This is a genomic window from Burkholderia sp. BE12 (assembly GCF_002959955.1).
Lineage (GTDB): Bacteria > Pseudomonadota > Gammaproteobacteria > Burkholderiales > Burkholderiaceae > Burkholderia.
Genome location: NZ_PREY01000039.1, coordinates 38,682 through 58,174 on the forward strand (window position 1 = coordinate 38,682; position 19,493 = coordinate 58,174).

At 66.4% G+C, this 19,493-nt stretch carries 17 protein-coding genes; 16 read left to right on the forward strand and 1 reads right to left on the reverse strand.

What is annotated here, in order from left to right; all coding sequences use genetic code 11:
* Window positions 1-20 precede the first annotated feature (20 nt).
* From ispG to C4B30_RS30700, 14 genes are all read left to right on the forward strand, one after another.
* On the forward strand, window positions 21-1,325 hold the full coding sequence (gene ispG, locus C4B30_RS30625; protein ID WP_027784583.1) for a flavodoxin-dependent (E)-4-hydroxy-3-methylbut-2-enyl-diphosphate synthase: 1,305 nt from the start codon (window positions 21-23) through the stop codon (window positions 1,323-1,325).
* Window positions 1,326-1,345: 20 nt separating this feature from the next.
* The gene (gene hisS, locus C4B30_RS30630) at window positions 1,346-2,686 is read left to right on the forward strand and encodes a histidine--tRNA ligase (protein WP_027784582.1); all 1,341 of its coding nucleotides are present in this window, start codon (window positions 1,346-1,348) and stop codon (window positions 2,684-2,686) included.
* A 55-nt stretch (window positions 2,687-2,741) separates the two neighbouring features.
* Complete coding sequence (locus C4B30_RS30635) at window positions 2,742-3,371, forward strand: tetratricopeptide repeat protein (protein WP_006478678.1); 630 nt, start codon at window positions 2,742-2,744, stop codon at window positions 3,369-3,371.
* Between the two features lie 41 nt (window positions 3,372-3,412).
* Window positions 3,413-4,558: an outer membrane protein assembly factor BamB gene (gene bamB, locus C4B30_RS30640; RefSeq protein ID WP_027784581.1), complete on the forward strand. Its 1,146-nt coding sequence runs from the start codon at window positions 3,413-3,415 to the stop codon at window positions 4,556-4,558.
* Between the two features lie 247 nt (window positions 4,559-4,805).
* Window positions 4,806-6,143 (forward strand): ribosome biogenesis GTPase Der, encoded by a 1,338-nt coding sequence (der, locus tag C4B30_RS30650; RefSeq protein ID WP_089500256.1) that lies wholly within the window; start codon window positions 4,806-4,808, stop codon window positions 6,141-6,143.
* A 141-nt stretch (window positions 6,144-6,284) separates the two neighbouring features.
* Window positions 6,285-6,524: an RNA chaperone Hfq gene (gene hfq / locus C4B30_RS30655; protein ID WP_006399927.1), complete on the forward strand. Its 240-nt coding sequence runs from the start codon at window positions 6,285-6,287 to the stop codon at window positions 6,522-6,524.
* A 72-nt stretch (window positions 6,525-6,596) separates the two neighbouring features.
* Complete coding sequence (hflX, locus tag C4B30_RS30660; RefSeq protein ID WP_027784579.1) at window positions 6,597-7,769, forward strand: GTPase HflX; 1,173 nt, start codon at window positions 6,597-6,599, stop codon at window positions 7,767-7,769.
* Window positions 7,770-7,816: 47 nt separating this feature from the next.
* A complete protein-coding gene (gene hflK / locus C4B30_RS30665; RefSeq protein ID WP_027784578.1) occupies window positions 7,817-9,163 on the forward strand; it encodes an FtsH protease activity modulator HflK in 1,347 nt (448 codons plus the stop codon).
* A 15-nt stretch (window positions 9,164-9,178) separates the two neighbouring features.
* The gene (gene hflC / locus C4B30_RS30670; protein WP_027784577.1) at window positions 9,179-10,078 is read left to right on the forward strand and encodes a protease modulator HflC; all 900 of its coding nucleotides are present in this window, start codon (window positions 9,179-9,181) and stop codon (window positions 10,076-10,078) included.
* Window positions 10,079-10,114: 36 nt separating this feature from the next.
* The gene (locus C4B30_RS30675; RefSeq protein WP_006478685.1) at window positions 10,115-10,306 is read left to right on the forward strand and encodes a DUF2065 domain-containing protein; all 192 of its coding nucleotides are present in this window, start codon (window positions 10,115-10,117) and stop codon (window positions 10,304-10,306) included.
* A 113-nt stretch (window positions 10,307-10,419) separates the two neighbouring features.
* Window positions 10,420-11,568, forward strand: a complete 1,149-nt coding sequence (locus C4B30_RS30680; protein WP_027784576.1) for an ATP phosphoribosyltransferase regulatory subunit — start codon at window positions 10,420-10,422, stop codon at window positions 11,566-11,568.
* A gap of 114 nt (window positions 11,569-11,682) precedes the next feature.
* A complete protein-coding gene (locus tag C4B30_RS30685; RefSeq protein ID WP_027784575.1) occupies window positions 11,683-13,029 on the forward strand; it encodes an adenylosuccinate synthase in 1,347 nt (448 codons plus the stop codon).
* Window positions 13,030-13,036: 7 nt separating this feature from the next.
* Window positions 13,037-13,633, forward strand: coding sequence for a phosphoribosyltransferase (locus C4B30_RS30690; RefSeq protein ID WP_006485899.1), 597 nt, complete (start codon window positions 13,037-13,039; stop codon window positions 13,631-13,633).
* A gap of 274 nt (window positions 13,634-13,907) precedes the next feature.
* Window positions 13,908-15,824 (forward strand): potassium transporter Kup, encoded by a 1,917-nt coding sequence (locus C4B30_RS30700; protein WP_027784574.1) that lies wholly within the window; start codon window positions 13,908-13,910, stop codon window positions 15,822-15,824.
* 116 nt (window positions 15,825-15,940) lie between these two features.
* On the opposite strand, the gene C4B30_RS30705 is transcribed toward C4B30_RS30700, so the two are convergent.
* On the reverse strand, window positions 15,941-18,265 hold the full coding sequence (locus tag C4B30_RS30705) for a Tex family protein (protein ID WP_027784573.1): 2,325 nt from the start codon (window positions 18,263-18,265) through the stop codon (window positions 15,941-15,943).
* Window positions 18,266-18,429: 164 nt separating this feature from the next.
* Between C4B30_RS30705 and C4B30_RS30710 the strand changes: the two genes are divergently transcribed.
* Complete coding sequence (locus tag C4B30_RS30710) at window positions 18,430-19,179, forward strand: hypothetical protein (RefSeq protein WP_027784572.1); 750 nt, start codon at window positions 18,430-18,432, stop codon at window positions 19,177-19,179.
* A 76-nt stretch (window positions 19,180-19,255) separates the two neighbouring features.
* Complete coding sequence (locus C4B30_RS30715; RefSeq protein WP_006478692.1) at window positions 19,256-19,471, forward strand: YdcH family protein; 216 nt, start codon at window positions 19,256-19,258, stop codon at window positions 19,469-19,471.
* Window positions 19,472-19,493: the final 22 nt, after the last annotated feature.

Genomic DNA, 19,493 nt, shown 5'->3' on the forward strand with positions numbered 1-19,493 from the left:
CCGCGTAAATGGATCTATCGATGCAATCCGAAGCTCAATCCCCACGCAGCAGTCAGATTTGTTCAACCGAGCCGGTGTTCGGCGGGCATCAGCCGCGCCGTGTATCGCATGCGGTGGATGTCCGCTGGGGCGGGCAACTCGTGACGATCGGCGGCGACGCACCGGTGCGCGTGCAGTCGATGACGAATACCGACACGGCCGATGCGATCGGCACGGCGATCCAGATCAAGGAACTCGCGAACGCGGGCTCCGAACTGGTGCGCATCACGGTCAACACGCCCGAAGCCGCGGCCGCGGTGCCGGCGATTCGCGAGCAGCTCGACCGGATGGGCGTGAGCGTGCCGCTCGTCGGCGATTTCCACTACAACGGCCACCTGCTGCTGCGCGACTACCCGGGCTGCGCGGAGTCGCTGTCGAAGTACCGGATCAACCCCGGCAACGTCGGTCAGGGCGCGAAGCGCGACACGCAGTTTGCGCAGATGATCGAAGCCGCGGCGAAGTACGACAAGCCGGTGCGGATCGGCGTGAACTGGGGCAGCCTCGACCAGGATCTGCTCGCACGCATGATGGACGAGAACGGCGCGCGCGCGCAGCCTTGGGACGCGCAAAGCGTGATGTACGAGGCGCTGATCCAGTCGGCGATCGGCTCGGCCGAACGCGCGGTGGAGCTTGGCCTGGGCCGCGACCGCATCGTGCTGTCGTGCAAGGTCAGCGGCGTGCAGGACCTGATCGCCGTGTACCGCGAACTCGGCCGCCGCTGCGGCTTCGCGCTGCACCTCGGGCTGACCGAGGCAGGCATGGGCTCGAAGGGAATCGTCGCGTCGACGGCGGCGCTCGGCGTGCTGCTGCAGGAAGGGATCGGCGACACGATCCGCATCTCGCTGACGCCGGAACCGGGCGCGTCGCGCACGGGCGAAGTGATCGTCGGCCAGGAAATCCTCCAGACGATGGGCCTGCGCTCGTTCGCGCCGATGGTGATCGCGTGCCCGGGCTGCGGCCGCACGACGAGCACGCTGTTCCAGGAACTCGCGATGCAGATCCAGACCTACCTGCGTGAGCAGATGCCGGCGTGGCGCAAGGAATATCCGGGCGTCGAGAAGATGAACGTCGCGGTGATGGGCTGCATCGTCAACGGCCCGGGCGAATCGAAGCACGCGAACATCGGCATCAGCCTGCCGGGTTCGGGCGAGAACCCGGCCGCGCCCGTCTTCATCGACGGCGAGAAGGTCAAGACGCTGCGCGGCGAGCGGATCGCCGAGGAATTCCAGCAGATCGTCAGCGACTACGTCGCACGCAATTACGGCCGCACCGAGGCCCTGAACTAATTCGTCCATACACACGAACGATGACCGAACAGAAACGCAAGATCGAGAAGCTCACCGGCGTCAAAGGCATGAACGACATCCTTCCGCAGGATGCCGGCCTGTGGGAATTCTTCGAAGCTACCGTGAAATCGCTGCTGCGCGCGTACGGCTACCAGAACATCCGCACGCCGATCGTCGAACATACGCAGCTCTTCACGCGCGGCATCGGCGAAGTCACCGACATCGTCGAGAAGGAGATGTACAGCTTCACCGACGCGCTGAACGGCGAGAACCTGACGATGCGCCCGGAAAACACCGCGGCCGTCGTGCGCGCGTCGATCGAGCACAACATGCTGTACGACGGCCCGAAGCGCCTGTGGTACATCGGCCCGATGTTCCGTCACGAGCGTCCGCAACGCGGCCGCTATCGCCAGTTCCACCAGGTCGGCGTCGAGGCGCTCGGCTTCGCGGGTCCCGATGCGGATGCCGAGATCATCATGATGTGCCAGCGCCTGTGGGACGACCTCGGCCTGACCGGCATCAAGCTCGAGATCAACTCGCTCGGCCTCGCCGAGGAGCGCGCCGCGCACCGCGTCGAGCTGATCAAGTACCTCGAGCAGTTTGCCGACGTGCTCGACGAGGACGCAAAGCGCCGCCTGTATACGAACCCGCTGCGCGTGCTCGACACGAAGAATCCCGCGCTGCAGGAAATCGCGCAGAACGCGCCGAAGCTGATCGACTTCCTGGGCGACGAATCGCGCGCGCACTTCGACGGGCTGCAGCGCCTGCTGCTCGCGAACAACATTCCGTTCAAGATCAACCCGCGTCTCGTGCGTGGCCTCGATTACTACAACCTGACCGTGTTCGAATGGGTGACCGACAAGCTCGGCGCGCAGGGCACGGTCGCGGCCGGCGGCCGCTACGATCCGCTGATCGAGCAGCTCGGCGGCAAGCCGACCGCCGCGTGTGGCTGGGCGATGGGCATCGAGCGCATCCTCGAGCTGCTGAAGGAAGAAGATCTGGCGCCCGAGCAGGAAGGCGTCGACGTGTACGTGGTGCATCAGGGCGAAACCGCGCGCGAACAGGCGTTCATCGCGGCCGAGCGCCTGCGCGACACGGGCCTCGACGTGATCTTCCACTGCAGCGCGGACGGCGCGCCGGCGAGCTTCAAGTCGCAGATGAAGCGGGCCGATGCAAGCGGCGCCGCGTTCGCGGTGATCTTCGGCGAAGAAGAGGTCGCGAACGGCACGGTGGGCGTGAAAGCGTTGCGCGGCGCGGGTGCGGAAGGGGAAAAGAACGTTCAGCAGACCGTACCGGTCGAAAGCTTGACCGAATTCCTAATCAATGCGATGGTTGCATCCGCCGAAGACGGCGACGACTGATCGCGCTCGCATTCGCTCGACAAGAAAAGCCTGAACAGGAAGGAATCGCTCGCCGATGAGTTATCACGACGAACAAGAATCGATTGAAAGTCTCAAGGCGTGGTGGGCCCGCTGGGGCAACCTCACCACGTGGATCGTGCTCGCGGCGCTCGTCGTCGCGGCCGGTTTCAACGGCTGGAACTACTGGCAGCGCCGTCAGGCTGCCGAGGCGTCCGGGCTGTACGAGCAGGTCCAGAAGGCTGCCGCCGCGAACGACAAGGCCACGATGGCCCGCGCGGCTGCCGACATGGAAGACAAGTTCGGCAGCACGCCGTATGCGCAGATGACGGCGCTTGCGGCCGCGAAGACGCTGTATGCGGCCGGCGACGCGGCAGGCGCGAAGGCGCAGCTGCAATGGGCCGTCGATCACGCCAAGGACGACGAGTACAAGCAGATCGCGAAGCTGCGCCTCGCGTCGCTGCTGCTCGACGAGAAGGCGTACGATGCGGGCCTCGCGCTGCTGTCGGGTACGCCGGTCGATGCATTCAAGGGCCTCGTGGCCGATCGCCGCGGCGATCTGCTGGCCGCGCAAGGCAAGACCGACGATGCGCGTGCGGCTTACAAGCTCGCGCTCGACGGCCTGTCGAAGGACGACCAGTCTGCGCGCCAGCTCGTGCAGTTCAAGCTGGACGCGCTCGGCGGCTGAATCCCGGTCCCCTCAACCTCTTAACTCTGCTTCGCTAACCGATGAATTTGCTGAAACGTTACGCTGTGCCCGTTGCCTGCGCGGCGGCTGTCCTCGCTCTGGCGGCTTGCTCGTCGTCGAAGGACGCGCGCCGCGTGCCGACGCCGCTCACCGAGTTCAAGCCCGTCATGGACGTGCAACAGGTCTGGAAGGCGAGCGTCGGCAAGGCCGGACGCTACCTGTTCTCGCCGGTGGCCGTGGGCGACGCCGTCTATGCGGCGGGCGAAAACGGTTCGGTCGAGAAGATCGACGCGAAGACCGGCCAGACGCTCTGGCGCTCGAAGGTCGGTTCGGACCTGTCGGCCGGTGTCGGCAGCGACGGCAACCTGACCGCGGTCGGTGCGTTGAAGGGCGGCGTGTTCGTGCTGGGCCCGGACGGCAAGCAGCTGTGGAAGACCAGCGTGCAGGGCGAGATCTTCTCGCCGCCGCTCGTCGGTAACGGCCTCGTGGTCGTCCGCACGATCGACGGCCAGGTGATCGCGTTCAACGCGCAGACGGGCGAGCAGAAGTGGAACTACCGCAACCGCGCGGTGCCGCTGAACCTGCGCGTGTCGGCCGGCATGACGTTCGCGGGCGACGCGGCCGTGCTGGCGGGCTTCCCGGGCGGCGGGCTCGTCGCGATCAACCTGCAGACGGGCGAGCCGTTCTGGCAGACCCCGGTGTCGTTCCCGAAGGGCGTGACCGAGGTCGAGCGCATCAACGACGTCAGCGGCCCGCCGACGCTCGTGGGTGCGGAAGCCTGCGCGGTGACGTTCCAGGGTCAGCTCGGCTGCTTCGATGCGAACTCGGGCCGTCCGCTGTGGGAAAAGCCGTTCTCGAGCCGCAGCGGCCTCGCGCAGGACGATTCGGTGGTCGCCGGCGGCGACGACTGGTCGGTCGTCACCGCGTACGACGCGGCCACGGGCAACCAGCTCTGGCGCAACGACAAGCTGAAGAGCCGCGACGTCGGCGTGCCGTACCTGCTCGGGCATGCGGTCGTGATGGGCGATTACAAGGGCTTCGTGCACTTCCTGTCGCGCGAGGACGGCAGCTTCATCGCGCGGATGAAGACCGACGGCAGCGCGATTACGGCGGCGCCGGTCCTCGCGGGCAATACACTCGTCGTGCAGACGAAGGACGGCGGCCTGTACGGGTTCCGCCCGCGCTGACGCGCAGGAAACCAGCGTGGCCGTGGCGCGGCGGGCGGGTCCCGCGCGCCGCGGCCACGCGACTTGAAGGCGGCCGGTGTTCCCGGCCGCTCGGTATTTGAAAGGCAGTTCGAGACGAAAGACGACGGCGCGCAACGCGCGCCCGGCGCGCGCATTCGGCGCGGCGCGAATTCGTGATATTTTCATTCAGCGCAGCCGCCCGCAGCAGCGGGCCTCCCGCTGCTGCGCTTCACCGTAGAAAACTCAGATGAAACCGGTCATTGCCCTCGTTGGGCGCCCCAATGTGGGGAAATCCACGCTGTTCAACCGGCTCACGCGCTCGCGCGATGCGCTGGTCGCCGATTTGCCGGGCCTCACGCGCGATCGCCATTACGGCGAAGGGCGCGTCGGCGAACGGCCGTATCTGGTCGTCGATACCGGCGGCTTCGAGCCCGTCGCGAAGGACGGCATCCTGCACGAAATGGCGCGCCAGACGCGGCAGGCCGTCGAGGAAGCCGACGTCGTCGTGTTCATCGTCGACGGCCGTAACGGGCTCGCGCCGCAGGACAAGTCGATCGCCGACTACCTGCGCAAGACCGGCCGGCCGATCTTCCTGGTCGTCAACAAGGCCGAGGGGATGAAGTACACGGCGGTCGCGACGGACTTCTACGAGCTTGGGCTCGGCGATCCGCGCGCGATCTCGGCCGCGCACGGCGACGGCGTGACCGACATGATCAACGAGGCGCTCGAGGTCGCGTACGCGGGCCAGCCCGAGGAAGCGGACGTGGACGATCCGTCGCGCGGCATCAAGATCGCGATCGTCGGCCGTCCGAACGTCGGCAAGTCGACGCTCGTCAACGCGCTGATCGGCGAAGACCGCGTGATCGCGTTCGACATGCCGGGTACGACGCGCGATTCGATCTACGTCGACTTCGAGCGTAACGGCAAGAAATACACGCTGATCGACACGGCCGGCCTGCGACGTCGCGGCAAGGTGTTCGAGGCGATCGAGAAGTTCTCGGTCGTGAAGACGCTGCAATCGATCTCCGACGCGAACGTCGTCATTCTTCTGCTGGATGCGCAGCAGGACATTTCCGACCAGGACGCGCACATCGCCGGCTTCGTCGTCGAGCAGGGCCGCGCGCTCGTGATCGGCGTCAACAAGTGGGACGGCCTCGACGACCACGCGCGCGACCGCGCGAAAGCGGATTTGACCCGCAAGCTGAAATTCCTCGACTTCGCGAAATCGCACTTCATTTCGGCCGCGAAGAAGACGGGTATCGGCGCGCTGATGCGTTCGGTCGACGACGCGTACGCGGCGGCGATGACGAAGCTGCCGACGCCGAAGCTCACGCGCGCGCTGATCGAGGCCGTCGAGTTCCAGCAGCCGCGCCGTCGCGGCCCGGTGCGTCCGAAGCTGCGCTACGCGCACCAGGGCGGCCAGAATCCGCCGATCATCGTGATCCACGGCAACGCGCTCGACGCGGTGACGGAAACCTACAAGCGCTACCTCGAAAACCGGTTCCGCGAAACTTTCTCGCTGACCGGGACTCCATTGCGCATAGAGTTCCGTTCGTCGAACAACCCGTACGCGGACAAGGGCTGAAGCATGCCCCGCAACGGCCAGGCCGCATGGCCTGGGCCCGGGCGGGGCAGGCAAAATCGGCTATAGTGTAGCGATTGGCGCCGGATCTCTTTTTCTTCGCCGCCAATTCAGATCAACCTGCAAAAAAAGATGGAGTACGCCATGAGCAACAAAGGGCAATTGTTACAAGACCCGTTTTTGAACGCACTGCGCAAAGAGCACGTTCCCGTTTCGATCTACCTCGTCAACGGCATCAAGCTTCAAGGGAACATTGAATCGTTCGACCAGTACGTCGTGTTGCTCCGTAATACGGTGACCCAGATGGTTTACAAGCACGCCATCTCGACGGTCGTGCCGGCGCGCCCGGTGAATTTCCACCCGGACGCGGAAGCTTCGTCCTAACCTATTGCAGCGGCCGGCATCCGGTCGCCGCGAGCGACCGATGCCAGCCGCCTTATCTTGACACCCGATAATTTGATCAACGCAGCGCTCGTCGGCATCGATTTCGGCAAGACCGATTTCGAAGCCAGTCTCGAAGAACTCAGTCTTCTCGCCTCCAGCGCGGGGGCCCGTCCCGCCGTCACCCTCACGGGTCGTCGCTCAAGTCCCGATGCCAAGATGTTCATCGGCAGCGGCAAAGCCGAAGAACTGCGGCTTGCCTGCGACGCGCACAACGTCGAAATCGTCATCTTCAACCACGCCCTGGCGCCCGCCCAGCAACGCAATCTGGAGCAAGCGCTTAACAGGCGCGTGATCGATCGCACGAGCCTGATCCTCGACATCTTCGCGCAGCGCGCCCGCAGCCACGAAGGCAAGCTGCAGGTCGAACTCGCGCAGCTTCAGTACCTGTCGACCCGGCTCATTCGCGCGTGGACCCACCTCGAGCGGCAAAAGGGCGGTATCGGCCTGCGCGGCCCCGGCGAAACCCAGCTCGAAACCGACCGCCGGCTGATCGGCGAACGCATCAAGATGCTGAAGTCGCGGCTCGATCGGCTGCGCCGCCAGCACAGCACGCAGCGCCGGCAGCGCGCGCGCAGCGGCACGATGTCGGTGTCGCTCGTCGGCTATACGAACGCGGGCAAGTCGACGCTGTTCAATGCACTGACGAAAGCGCAGGCATACGCGGCCGACCAGCTGTTCGCGACGCTCGATACGACGTCGCGGCGCGTGTATCTCGGCGACGAGGTCGGGCAGATCGTCGTGTCCGATACGGTCGGGTTCATCCGCGAGCTGCCTCACCAGCTCGTCGCGGCGTTCCGCGCGACTCTCGAGGAAACGATCCATGCGGATCTGCTGCTGCATGTGGTCGATGCGTCGAGCGCGGTCAGGCTCGAGCAGATCGAGCAGGTCAACGGCGTGCTGCACGAGATCGGCGCGGACACGATCCGGCAGGTGCTGGTGTTCAACAAGATCGACGCGGTGCCCGAGCTGGCGGCCCGCGGCGACGCGGTCGAGCGGGACGAGTATGGTAATATTTCGCGCGTCTTTTTGAGCGCGCGCACCGGTCAGGGTCTTGATACGTTGCGCGCCGCCATCGCCGAAATCGCCTCCGCGGAACACCTTTCCAGCGCGACGTTGCCCGACGCGCTCGATGGCACGTCCGCTGAACCGCACGAAGACCACACGATTTCCGAACACGGGCGCTAACCGGTCCCGGCCGGTTCGCCGGCGTCCAATCTGGTGAACAAATTCTGGTGAACGAATACAACGAGCGGAGTACCTGGCGGCGGATGCGCGCCTTGCTGTCGATCAACGATCCCCGCTGGGGACGCGGCGAAGGCAATGGCAAGGACGGATCCCGCCCCCGCGCGAACGAATCGAAACGCCCGCAAGGCGGCGACGGCGACGGTCCGCCCGATCTCGACGAGATGTGGCGTAACTTCAACCGTCGCTTGAGCGGCCTGTTCGGCGGCAAGGGCGGCAACGGCTTCCGTCCCGACAACGGCCGGGCCGCACGGGTCGGCGTCGGCATCGTGATCGGCGTGCTGGTCGCGGTTTATGCGGGCAGCGGGCTGTTCGTCGTGCAGGAAGGCCAGACGGGTGTCGTGCTGCAGCTCGGCAAGGTGTCGGGCACGGTCGGCCAGGGCGTGCACTGGCGCGCGCCGTATCCGTTCGCGTCTCACGAGATCGTCGACACGTCGCAGGTCCGCTCGATCGAGATCGGCCGCAACAACGTCGTGCGCCTCGCGAACGTCAAGGAGGCCGCGATGCTGACGCGCGATGCCGACATCGTCGACGTGCGTTTCATCGTCCAGTACCGGATCCGTTCCGCCACCGATTATCTGTTCCGCAGCGTCGATCCCGAGCGCAGCGTGTCGCAGGCCGCTCAGGCCGCGGTGCGCGCGATCGTCGGCACGCGCAGCGCGGCCGACATGCTGAACCAGGACCGCGATGCGCTGCGCGAGCAGCTTTCCAGCGCGATCCAGCGCGATCTCGACCGCTACCAGTCGGGGCTCGAGGTGACGGCCGTCACGATGCAGAGCGTCGCGGCGCCCGACCAGACCCAGGCCGCCTACGCCGAAGTCGCGAAGGCGCGCGACGAGCGCGAGGCCGCGAAGCGCGCCGCGCAGGCGTATGCGAGCGACCTGCTGCCGAAGGCGCAGGGCGATGCGGCGAAGCTCGTCGACGAAGCGAAGGCGTATGCCGATCGCGTGGTCACGGAAGCCGAAGGCGACGCGGACCGCTTCAAGCAGGTCTACGCGCAGTACTCGAAGGCGCCCGCGGTCATTCGCGAGCGGATGTACCTCGAGACGATGCAGGAAATCTATTCGAACGCGACGAAGGTGTTCGTCGGCAACAAGGGCGGCAACAGCGTCGTATACCTGCCGCTCGACAAGCTCGTCGAGCAGGGGCGGCAAAACGCCGCGACCTCGACCGGCGCGTCCGCCGCCGATGCGGCGTCGGCACCGGCGGCCACGGCGCCGTCGGCAGCCGCAGCCGCGCCGGCGAGCGCCGCACCGGCCGCCACCGCGTCGGGCGTCGACGTGCTGCGATCGCGCGACGCGTTTCGCAGCCGGTCGCGTGAAGACGATACGAAGTAACGGGGAGCGCAGAACATGAACCGAATCATTGCGCTCGTCGTCGCAATCGTGATCGTTGCCTTCGCGGCGTCGTCGACGGTCCTCACCGTCGATCCGCGCCATACGGCCGTGCTGTCGGGCCGCGACGGCACGCAGCCGGAACTCGCGGGCCCCGGCCTCCATTTCAAGCTGCCGCCGCCTCTGCAGACGGCCACGCTGATCGACACGCGCCTGCAATCGCTCGAGTCGTCCGATCCGCTGCAGCTGGCAACCGAAGACAAGCACGACCTGCTCGTCGCGTATGCGGTGAAGTATCGGATCAGCGATCCGATGAAATATTTCACCGCGACGGGCGGCGACCCGGCGGCGGCGACCGAGCGGCTGTCCGGCACGCTGAAGAGCGCGCTCGGCGATGCATTCGGCAAGCACTCGCTCGACGATGCCCTCGGCGGCCAGCGCGCGATCGCCGATGCGGCTCGCGATGCGGCGAAGGCGAAAGCGGCCGGTTTCGGCGTCGATGTGGTCGACGTCCAGCTCACGCGTGTCGACCTGCCGGCCGCGCAGACGGACGCCGTCTATCAACGAATGATCGGCGCATTGCGCGATCAGGCGGCCCAGGTGCGTGCGCAAGGCGCGGCCGACGTCGAGCAGATCAGGGCCGACGCCGAACGCGAGCAGCAGGCCGTGCTCGCGAACGCGTACAAGTCCGCGCAGACGATCAAGGGCGAGGGCGACGCGAAGGCCGCGACGATCGCCGCCGATGCATTCGGTCGCGATCCGCAGTTCTATCAGTTCTACGCGAGCCTGCAGGCCTACCGGAATACGTTCAAGCGCAACGACATCATCGTCGTCGATCCCGACAGCGAGTTCTTCCGCTTCATGCGCAGCCCGACGGGCGGTGCCGCACCGGCGGCGCCTGCTCCCCGCAAACATTGACCTTGGGGCGCCGCGTCGAGCGGCGCCGTCGCTCGCATGGACCTGGCTGGCTCGTTGTTGCTCGCAGTAGCGCTGATGCTGATCATCGAGGGGGCGTTCCCCTTCGTGTTTCCCGTCGCCTGGCGCGACACGTTTCGTAGAATAGCCGAGCGGCCGCCGCATCATATCCGGATCGGCGGGCTGATCGTGATGGTGCTCGGGCTCGTGCTGCTGCTGCTCGCGACCTGACCGGCGCCCCGATCCGGACGGCGCATCCGCCGTTCGTTCCGCCCGATTTCGAAGTTCCGATTCAACTCGCGGCGCGCGTGTCGCGCGCCGTTTCCCGTCGTAGGACCGTACCGATGTCGACCTGGTTACTTCCCGAGAATATCGCCGACGTACTGCCGTCGGAAGCGCGCAAGATCGAGGAGCTGCGCCGCAGGCTGCTCGACCGCTTCCGTTCGTACGGCTACGAAATGGTGATGCCGCCGTTGCTCGAGTATCTCGAGTCGCTGCTGACGAGCGGCGGCGCCGATCTGCGCCTGCGTACCTTCAAGCTGGTCGACCAGCTGTCGGGCCGCACGCTCGGCCTGCGCGCGGACATCACGCCGCAGGTCGCGCGGATCGACGCGCACCTGTTGAACCGTCAGGGCGTGACGCGCCTCTGCTACGCGGGCCACGTGATGCATACGCGTCCGCGCGGCCTGCACGCGACGCGCGAGCAGATCCAGATCGGCGCCGAAATCTACGGCCACGCCGGGCTCGAAGCCGATCTCGAGATTCAGCAACTGATGCTCGACGCGCTGCATCTCGCGGGCCTGTCGCGCATCCGTCTCGACCTCGGTCACGCGGGCGTGCTCGCGGCGCTGCTGGCGCGCGACGCGCAGGCCGCCGGGCGTGGCGAGTCGCTGTACGACGCGCTGTCGGGCAAGGACGTGCCGCTGCTGAACGAACTCACCGACGATCTCGGCGCCGATACGCGTGCCGCGCTGCGCGCGCTGCCGAGCCTCTACGGCGACGCGAGCGTGCTCGCCGAGGCGCGCACGCGCCTGCCGGTGCTGCCCGAAATCACGCGGGCGCTCGACGATCTCGCGCAGCTTGCGTCGCAGGCGAAGGGCGTCGAGGTCGCGATCGATCTCGCCGATCTGCGCGGCTATGCGTATCACAGCGGCGCGATGTTCAGCGCATACATCGACGGCGTGCCGAACGCGATCGCGCGCGGCGGCCGTTACGACCACGTGGGGCAGGCCTATGGCCGGGCTCGTCCGGCGACCGGCTTCTCGCTCGACCTGCGCGAGCTCGCGCGGATTTCGCCGGTCGAGGCGCGCGGCACCGCGATCCTCGCGCCGTGGGCGCAGGACGATGCGCTGGGCGCGGCCGTCGCGGCGCTGCGCGATGCGGGCGAGGTCGTGATCCAGGCGCTGCCGGGGCACGACCACGTGCTCGACGAGTTCGCGTGCGATCGTTCGCTCGTCGAGCGCAACGGCGCATGGGTGGTCGAACCCCGATAAACAGGTGTTCGCGGGCCCGTGCTTCGGCGTGCATATCGTTGAAGTGAAACGGAAAAATTCGGAATCGCCCGCGAACATAGGTAGAATACGTTTTTAACCAGCTAACGAATCAACATGTCTGCCAGCGCAGTGAACGTGACTCCCGGGCGCAATGTCGTCGTCGTGGGAACGCAATGGGGTGATGAAGGCAAGGGCAAGATCGTCGACTGGCTGACGGACCACGCTCAGGGCGTCGTGCGTTTCCAGGGCGGTCACAACGCCGGCCACACCCTCATCATCGGCGGCAAGAAAACGATCTTGCGCCTCATTCCGTCGGGCATCATGCGTGAAGGCGTCGCCTGCTACATCGGCAACGGCGTCGTCCTGTCCCCCGAAGCACTGTTCAAGGAAATCGGCGAGCTCGAAGAAGCCGGCGTGAACGTGCGCGACCGCCTGTTCATCTCCGAAGCCGCGACGCTGATCCTGCCGTACCACATCGCGATCGACCAGGCGCGCGAAGCGCGCAAGGGCGCGGGCAAGATCGGTACGACCGGCCGCGGCATCGGTCCCGCGTACGAAGACAAGGTCGGCCGCCGCGCGCTGCGCGTGCAGGACCTGTTCGATGCGAAGACCTTCGCCGATCGCCTGCGCGAAAATCTCGATTTCCACAATTTCGTGCTGACCCAGTATCTGGGCGGCGCGGCCGTCGATTTCCAGGCCACGCTCGACACGATGCTCGGCTATGCCGACCGCCTGAAGCCGATGGTGGCCGACGTGTCGCGCCGCCTGTACGACGCGAACAACGCGGGCCAGAACCTGCTGTTCGAAGGCGCGCAAGGCACGCTGCTCGACATCGACCACGGCACCTATCCGTTCGTCACGTCGAGCAACTGCGTCGCAGGCGCGGCGTCGGCCGGCGCGGGCGTCGGTCCGCAGAAGCTCAACTACATCCTCGGCATCACGAAGGCGTATTGCACGCGCGTCGGCTCGGGCCCGTTCCCGAGCGAACTGTACGATGCGGACAACCCGCAGCGTCAGGACCAGATCGGCGTCACGCTGGCGAACGTCGGCAAGGAATTCGGTTCGGTCACCGGCCGGCCGCGCCGCACCGGCTGGCTCGATGCGGCTGCGCTGCGCCGCTCGATCCAGATCAACGGCGTGTCGGGCCTGTGCATGACGAAGCTCGACGTGCTCGACGGCCTCGACGAAGTCAAGCTGTGCGTCGGCTATCACGTCGACGGCAAGGACGTGGACATCCTGCCGCGCGGCGCGGTCGATGTCGCGCGTTGCGAACCGGTGTACGAGACGTTCGCCGGCTGGAAGGAAAGCACCGTCGGGATCAACACGTGGGACGCGCTGCCGGCGAACGCGCAGGCCTACCTCGCCCGCGTCCAGGAAGTGGCTGGCGTGCCGGTCGACATGGTGTCGACGGGCCCGGACCGCGACGAAACGATCCTGCTCCGCCATCCGTTCAAGGTGTAATTTCCAGATGACGCAGCAAATCACGATGACGGCGGCAGACTTGATGACCGATCCGCGCAACGACGACAAGAACCTGTGGGTAGGCTGGGACGAGTATCACCGTCTGATCGAGCTGCTCGCGCTCCAGGTGCATGCCTCGGGCTGGAAGTTCGACCAGATCCTGTGCCTCGCGCGCGGCGGCCTGCGCGTCGGCGACCAGCTGTCGCGCATCTACGACGTGCCGCTCGCGATCCTCGCGACGAGTTCGTACCGGGAAGCGGCCGGCACCGAGCAGGGCGAGCTCGACATCGCGCAATACATCACGATGACGCGCGGCAATCTCGCGGGCAACGTGCTGCTGGTCGACGATCTCGTCGACTCGGGCGTCACGCTCGCGCGCGTGCAGGAGCACCTGAAGGAGCGCTACCCGTCCGTGACGGCCGTGCGTTCGGCCGTGCTCTGGTACAAGGGGTGCTCGAAGGTCAAGCCCGACTATCACACGCAGTTCCTGCCGACGAATCCGTGGATTCATCAGCCGTTCGAGGAGTGGGACACGGTTCGTCCGCACAACCTCGAGGCGTGGATCAAGCGCGGTCGCGCGCAGCGCGACGGTTCGGGCGCGTAAGCGTCCGGCCGATCGAACGAAAGCCTTGTACGGCGCCGCTTGCGGCGCCGTTTTTCGTTGCGGCACCGTTTGCGCGGCGCGGCGTGCGCTGCGTATCCGGTAGGCAGACGGCGCCGCCCCGGCTATGATGGCAGCCCTGCCACAGCTCGCGCCGGATTGCATGCGCAGCGTGGATCACGTGGTTTCACGGCAACAGAGCAGGGCGGCGTTTCACGGGGGCGCGAGTAGAATAGCGCTCGTTTTGTCCGACCCGGACCCGATTATTACGCTTCATATGAACGACACGATCCACGCGACCGACGCAGCACACGCGCCGCATTCGACGCAGCAACATTCGATGCGGGCGCTAGCGATAGCAGCCATCGGCGTCGTGTTCGGCGACATCGGCACCAGCCCGCTGTATTCGCTCAAGGAGGCGTTCAGCCCCGCGCACGGCATTCCGTTGACCGAAAGCTCGATTCTCGGCGTGATTTCGCTGCTGTTCTGGGCGATCGTCCTGGTGGTCGGCGTCAAGTACCTGCTGTTCGTGATGCGGGCGGACAACAACGGCGAAGGCGGCGTGCTCGCGCTGATGGCGCTGTCGCTGCGGCCGCTCGACTCGAAAACCCGCGTCGCGGGTGCGCTGATGGCGCTCGGGATATTCGGCGCATGCATGTTCTACGGGGACGCGGTGATCACGCCGGCGATCTCGGTGATGTCGGCCGTCGAAGGTCTCGAGATCGCGACGCCGCACCTGTCGCACCTCGTGCTGCCGATCACGATCGTGATCCTGATCGCGCTGTTCTGGATCCAGCGTCACGGCACCGCGTTGGTCGGCAAGCTGTTCGGTCCGATCATGGTGCTGTGGTTCGTCGTGATCGCCGCGCTCGGCGTGTACCACATCATGCGCGTGCCGGGCATCATCGCGGCAATCAATCCGTACTACGCAGCGTCGTTCATGGCCGACCATCTGCTGCAGGCCTACGTCGTGCTCGGCTCGGTCGTGCTGGTGCTGACCGGCGCGGAAGCGCTCTACGCGGACATGGGGCACTTCGGCGCGAAGCCGATTCGCCTCGCTGCATACGGGCTCGTGATGCCGTCGCTCGTGCTGAACTACTTCGGCCAGGGCGCGCTGCTGATCCAGAACCCGAAGGCGATCGAGAACCCGTTCTTCCTGCTCGCGCCCGAATGGGGGCTGCTGCCGCTCGTCGTGCTGTCGACGGTTGCGACCGTGATCGCGTCGCAGGCCGTGATCTCGGGTGCCTATTCGCTGACGTCGCAGGCGATCCAGCTCGGCTACGTGCCGCGCATGAAGGTGCTGCATACGTCGGAACTCGCGATCGGCCAGATCTACGTGCCGGTCGTGAACTGGCTGCTGCTGTTCGTGATCCTCTGCATCGTGGTCGGCTTCAAGAGCTCCGAGAACCTCGCGGCCGCGTACGGCATCGCGGTGACGGCGACGATGGTGATCACGACGGTGCTCGCATGCGTCGTGATGGTGAAGGTGTGGAACTGGAACCGGATACTGGTCGGCGCGATCATCGCGGTGTTCCTCGCGATCGACCTCGGCTTTTTCGGCGCGAACCTGCTGAAGGTCGCGCAGGGCGGCTGGCTGCCGCTCGGCATCGGCGGGCTGCTGTTCTTCCTGCTGATGACCTGGTACAAGGGGCGCCACATCGTCAAGGAGCGCACGGCCGCCGACGGCATTCCGCTCGAGCCGTTCCTGCAGGGGCTGCTCGCGCATCCGCCGCATCGCGTGTCGGGCACCGCGATCTACCTGACCGGCAACGACAAGCTCGTGCCCGTCAGCCTGCTGCACAACCTCAAGCACAACAAGGTGCTGCACGAGCGAACCATTTTCCTGACGTTCGTCACGCGCGACTTTCCTTACGTGCGCGACGACAAGCGCCTGAGTTCGCGCGATGCGGGCGGCGGGCTGTACATCGTCAAGGCCGAGTACGGTTTCAACGAGACGCCGGACGTGAAGGCCGTACTCGAGGAATTCGGCCGCGCGCACGACATGACGTTCGAGCTGATGGATACGTCGTTCTTCCTCGCGCGCGAAACGGTCGTGCCGACGCATCTGCCCGGGATGTCGATCTGGCGCGAGCGCGTATTCGCGTGGATGCATCAGAACGCGGCGAAGCCGACCGACTTCTTCTCGATTCCGGCGAACCGCGTCGTCGAGCTCGGCACGAAGATCGAGATCTGACGGGGCGCGAGCGGGCCGCGTATGCGGCCCATGCCGAATCAGGCCGCGCGCCTCTCCGAAGCAATGAAAAACCCGCCTTTCGGCGGGTTTTTTTGTGCGTCGAGGCTTTCGACTGCTCAGCGCTTCAGCTTCGCGAATGCCGCGGCCATCGCGCCGGCCGGTTCCGGCTCGCGCGCACGCTGCGGACGGGCGGCGCCGCGCCCGGCGTTGCCGCGATCCTGGCCGCCGCGCGACGACATGCCGGGTGCTGCCGCGTCGTCGTCGAGGCGCATCGTCAGCGCAATGCGCTGGCGCTTCACGTCGACGTCGATCACCTTCACCTTGACGACCTGGCCGGCCTTCACGACTTCGTGAGGATCCTTGATGAACTTCGTCGACATCGCGGACACGTGGACGAGGCCGTCCTGGTGCACGCCGATATCCACGAACGCGCCGAATGCGGCCACGTTCGTCACGACACCTTCGAGCGTCATGCCCGGCACGAGATCCGAGACCTTCTCGACGCCTTCGCGGAACGTGGCCGTCTTGAATTCCGGGCGTGGATCGCGGCCCGGCTTCTCCAGTTCGGCCAGGATGTCGCGCACGGTCGGCAGACCGAAACGTTCGTCGACGAATTCCGTCGGCGACAGGCCCGACAGCGCTTCGCGGTTGCCGAGCACGTCGTCGATGCGCTTGTTGATCTTCGCGAGCATCCGTTCGACGACCGGATACGCTTCCGGGTGCACCGACGAGCGGTCGAGCGGATTCTCGCCGCCGTTGATGCGCAGGAAGCCGGCGGCCTGTTCGAAGGTCTTGTCGCCGAGGCGCGGCACCTTGCGCAGGTGCTCGCGCGACGGGAACGGGCCGTTCGCGTCGCGATAGTCGACGATGTTGCGCGCGAGCGTCGCGTTCAGGCCCGACACACGGGCGAGCAGCGGGGCCGACGCCGTGTTCGCGTCGACGCCGACCGCGTTCACGCAGTCCTCGACGACCGCATCGAGCGAGCGGGCGAGTTCACGCTGGTTCACGTCGTGCTGGTACTGGCCGACGCCGATCGCCTTCGGCTCGATCTTCACGAGCTCGGCGAGCGGGTCCTGCAGGCGGCGCGCGATCGACACCGCGCCGCGCAGCGACACGTCCATTTCGGGGAATTCCTTCGCGGCGAGCTCGGACGCCGAGTAGACCGACGCGCCGGCTTCCGACACGACGATCTTCTGCAGGCGCAGCTCCGGGTGCTTCGCGATCAGTTCGCTCGCGAGCTTGTCGGTTTCACGCGACGCGGTGCCGTTGCCGATGCTGATCAGTTCGGCTTGAGTTTGCGCGGCGATGCGCGCGAGTTTCGCGAGCGAGCCGTCCCAGTCGCGGCGCGGTTCGTGCGGGTAGATCGTGTCGGTCGCGAGCACCTTGCCGGTGCGGTCGACGACCGCGACCTTCACGCCGGTGCGCAGGCCGGGGTCGAGACCGATCACGGCCTTCGGGCCGGCCGGTGCGGCCAGCAGCAGGTCGTTCAGGTTGCGCGCGAACACGCGGATCGCTTCGGTTTCGGCCGTTTCGCGCAGTTGCGTGAGCAGTTCGTTTTCGATATGCGGCTGCACCTTCACGCGCCAGCACCAGCGGCAGACGTCGGACAGCCATTTGTCGGCCGGGCGATTCTGGTTCGCGATGCCGAAATGGCGCGCGATCATCGCCTCGCCGGGATGCGGCACCTGCGCGTCGAGTTCTTCGCCGAGGCCGAGCTTGACCGTCAGCACGCCCGCGTTGCGGCCGCGGAACAGCGCGAGTGCGCGGTGCGACGGCACGGTCTTGATCGTTTCCGCGTAGTCGTAATAGTCGCGGAATTTCTCGCCTTCCTCGCTTTCCTTGCCCTCGACCACGGCCGACGACACGACGCCCTGGTTGTGCAGGTAGTCGCGCAGCTTGCCGAGCAGCTCCGCCGTCTCGCCGAACTGTTCGGACAGGATGTCGCGCGCGCCGTCGAGCGCGGCCTTCACGTCGGCGACGCCCTTGTCGGCGTCGACGTACGCAGCCGCCTCGGTCTGCGGGTCGAGCAGCGGATTCGCGAGCAGCGCCTGCGCGAGCGGCTCGAGGCCGGCCTCGCGGGCGATCTGCGCACGCGTGCGGCGCTTCGGCTTGTACGGCAGATAAAGATCCTCGAGCACCTGCTTGCTGTCGGCCGCGTCGATCGCGGCACGCAGTTCGTCGGTCAGCTTGCCCTGTTCGTCGATGCTCGACAGGATCGCGGCGCGGCGATCCTCGAGCTCGCGCAGGTACAGGAGGCGTTCCTCGAGCTGGCGCAACTGCGTGTCGTCCAGGTTGCCGGTCACTTCCTTGCGGTACCGGGCAATGAACGGAACGGTCGAGCCTTCGTCGAGGAGTTGCACGGCCGCCGCGACCTGGCGCGGCTGGACGGACAGTTCGGTGGCGATGCGCTGTACGATCTTGAGTGCTACGGTTTCCGTCATGTCGTGGATGGTCTGTCTGCCTGCTGAAATCGCGGCGCGGGCCGGCAAGCCCGGCGCGGCGGGCTGCCCGGCGGGCCCGGCGGGCCAGAGGCCGCGGGTGAATGAAGCGGGGCATTTTGCCATAAATGGCGGAGCGTCCAGCCGGGGGTGATAGAATTTGACACATGTCCCGCAGCTTTCCTACGACGTTGCCAACTTCCCGCATTTCTCTCGTCGCGCTCGGCGCAGCGCTCGCCGCCGCTTTGTCTGCCGGGCCTTCCGGCGCATTCGCGCAGGCTTCGGGCGCCAGCGCGCCGGACGCCGCTGCGTCCGCGCCCGTTGCGGCCTCGGCCACCCCGGATTTCGACGCCCGTCAAAAAGTGCTCAATCAACGCTCCGCGGAAAACGATTATCGTTATGCAGTGGCGGAGCACGATTGTTACAGCACGTTCTTCGTCAACCACTGTCTCGGCAAGGCGCGCGACCAGATGCGCGAGGAGCGGGCGAGCATTCGCCAGGAGCAGCTCGCGCTCAACGACGAGCAGCGCGCGGTGCGGGCGCAGCAGCGCGACCAGCAGCAGGCGCTGAAGCAGGCCCAGAATGCGGCGGAAGCGCCGCAGCGGGCGGCGAACGACGCGGCCAACGCGGCTGCATTCCGCGACAAGCAGGAGCAGAATGCATTGAAGCAGGCGCAGCGCGGTGCGGAAGGCCCGCAGCGCGCGGCGAGCAAGCAGGCATACGACCAGAAGCAGGCGGATTTCCAGCGCAAGCTCGACCAGGCGCACCAGCAGGCGGCGCAGAAGGCGCAGGAGCGGGCGGACAACGCCACGCGCTACGAGCAGAAGCAGAAGGAAGCCGCGCAGCACAAGGCCGATGTCGAGCGGCGTCAGCAGGAAGCGGCCGAGAAGGCCAAGCAGCAACAGCAGGGGCAGTAACGTGTTGAATTGATCGGGATCAGTCTCGGGCGCGTCGGCACGCCAGCCGTCGCGCTGCTTCGATGAGGAGGCAGGTATGCAAAACCGTCACACGGAACAGCAGCAGGAATTGCACAACCGTTTGGCTGCATTGCAGGAGCAGCACCAGCAGCTCGCTCGGGAGATCGAGCTGAAAGAAGGGCACTCCGACATCGACGACATCACGCTGCACCGGCTGAAGAAGGAAAAGCTGGCGGCCAAGGACAAAATCATTTTGCTGCAATCGCAGCTCGAACCGGATAAGCGCGCCTGAGCGCGGCCTGGCAAGCGCCGGC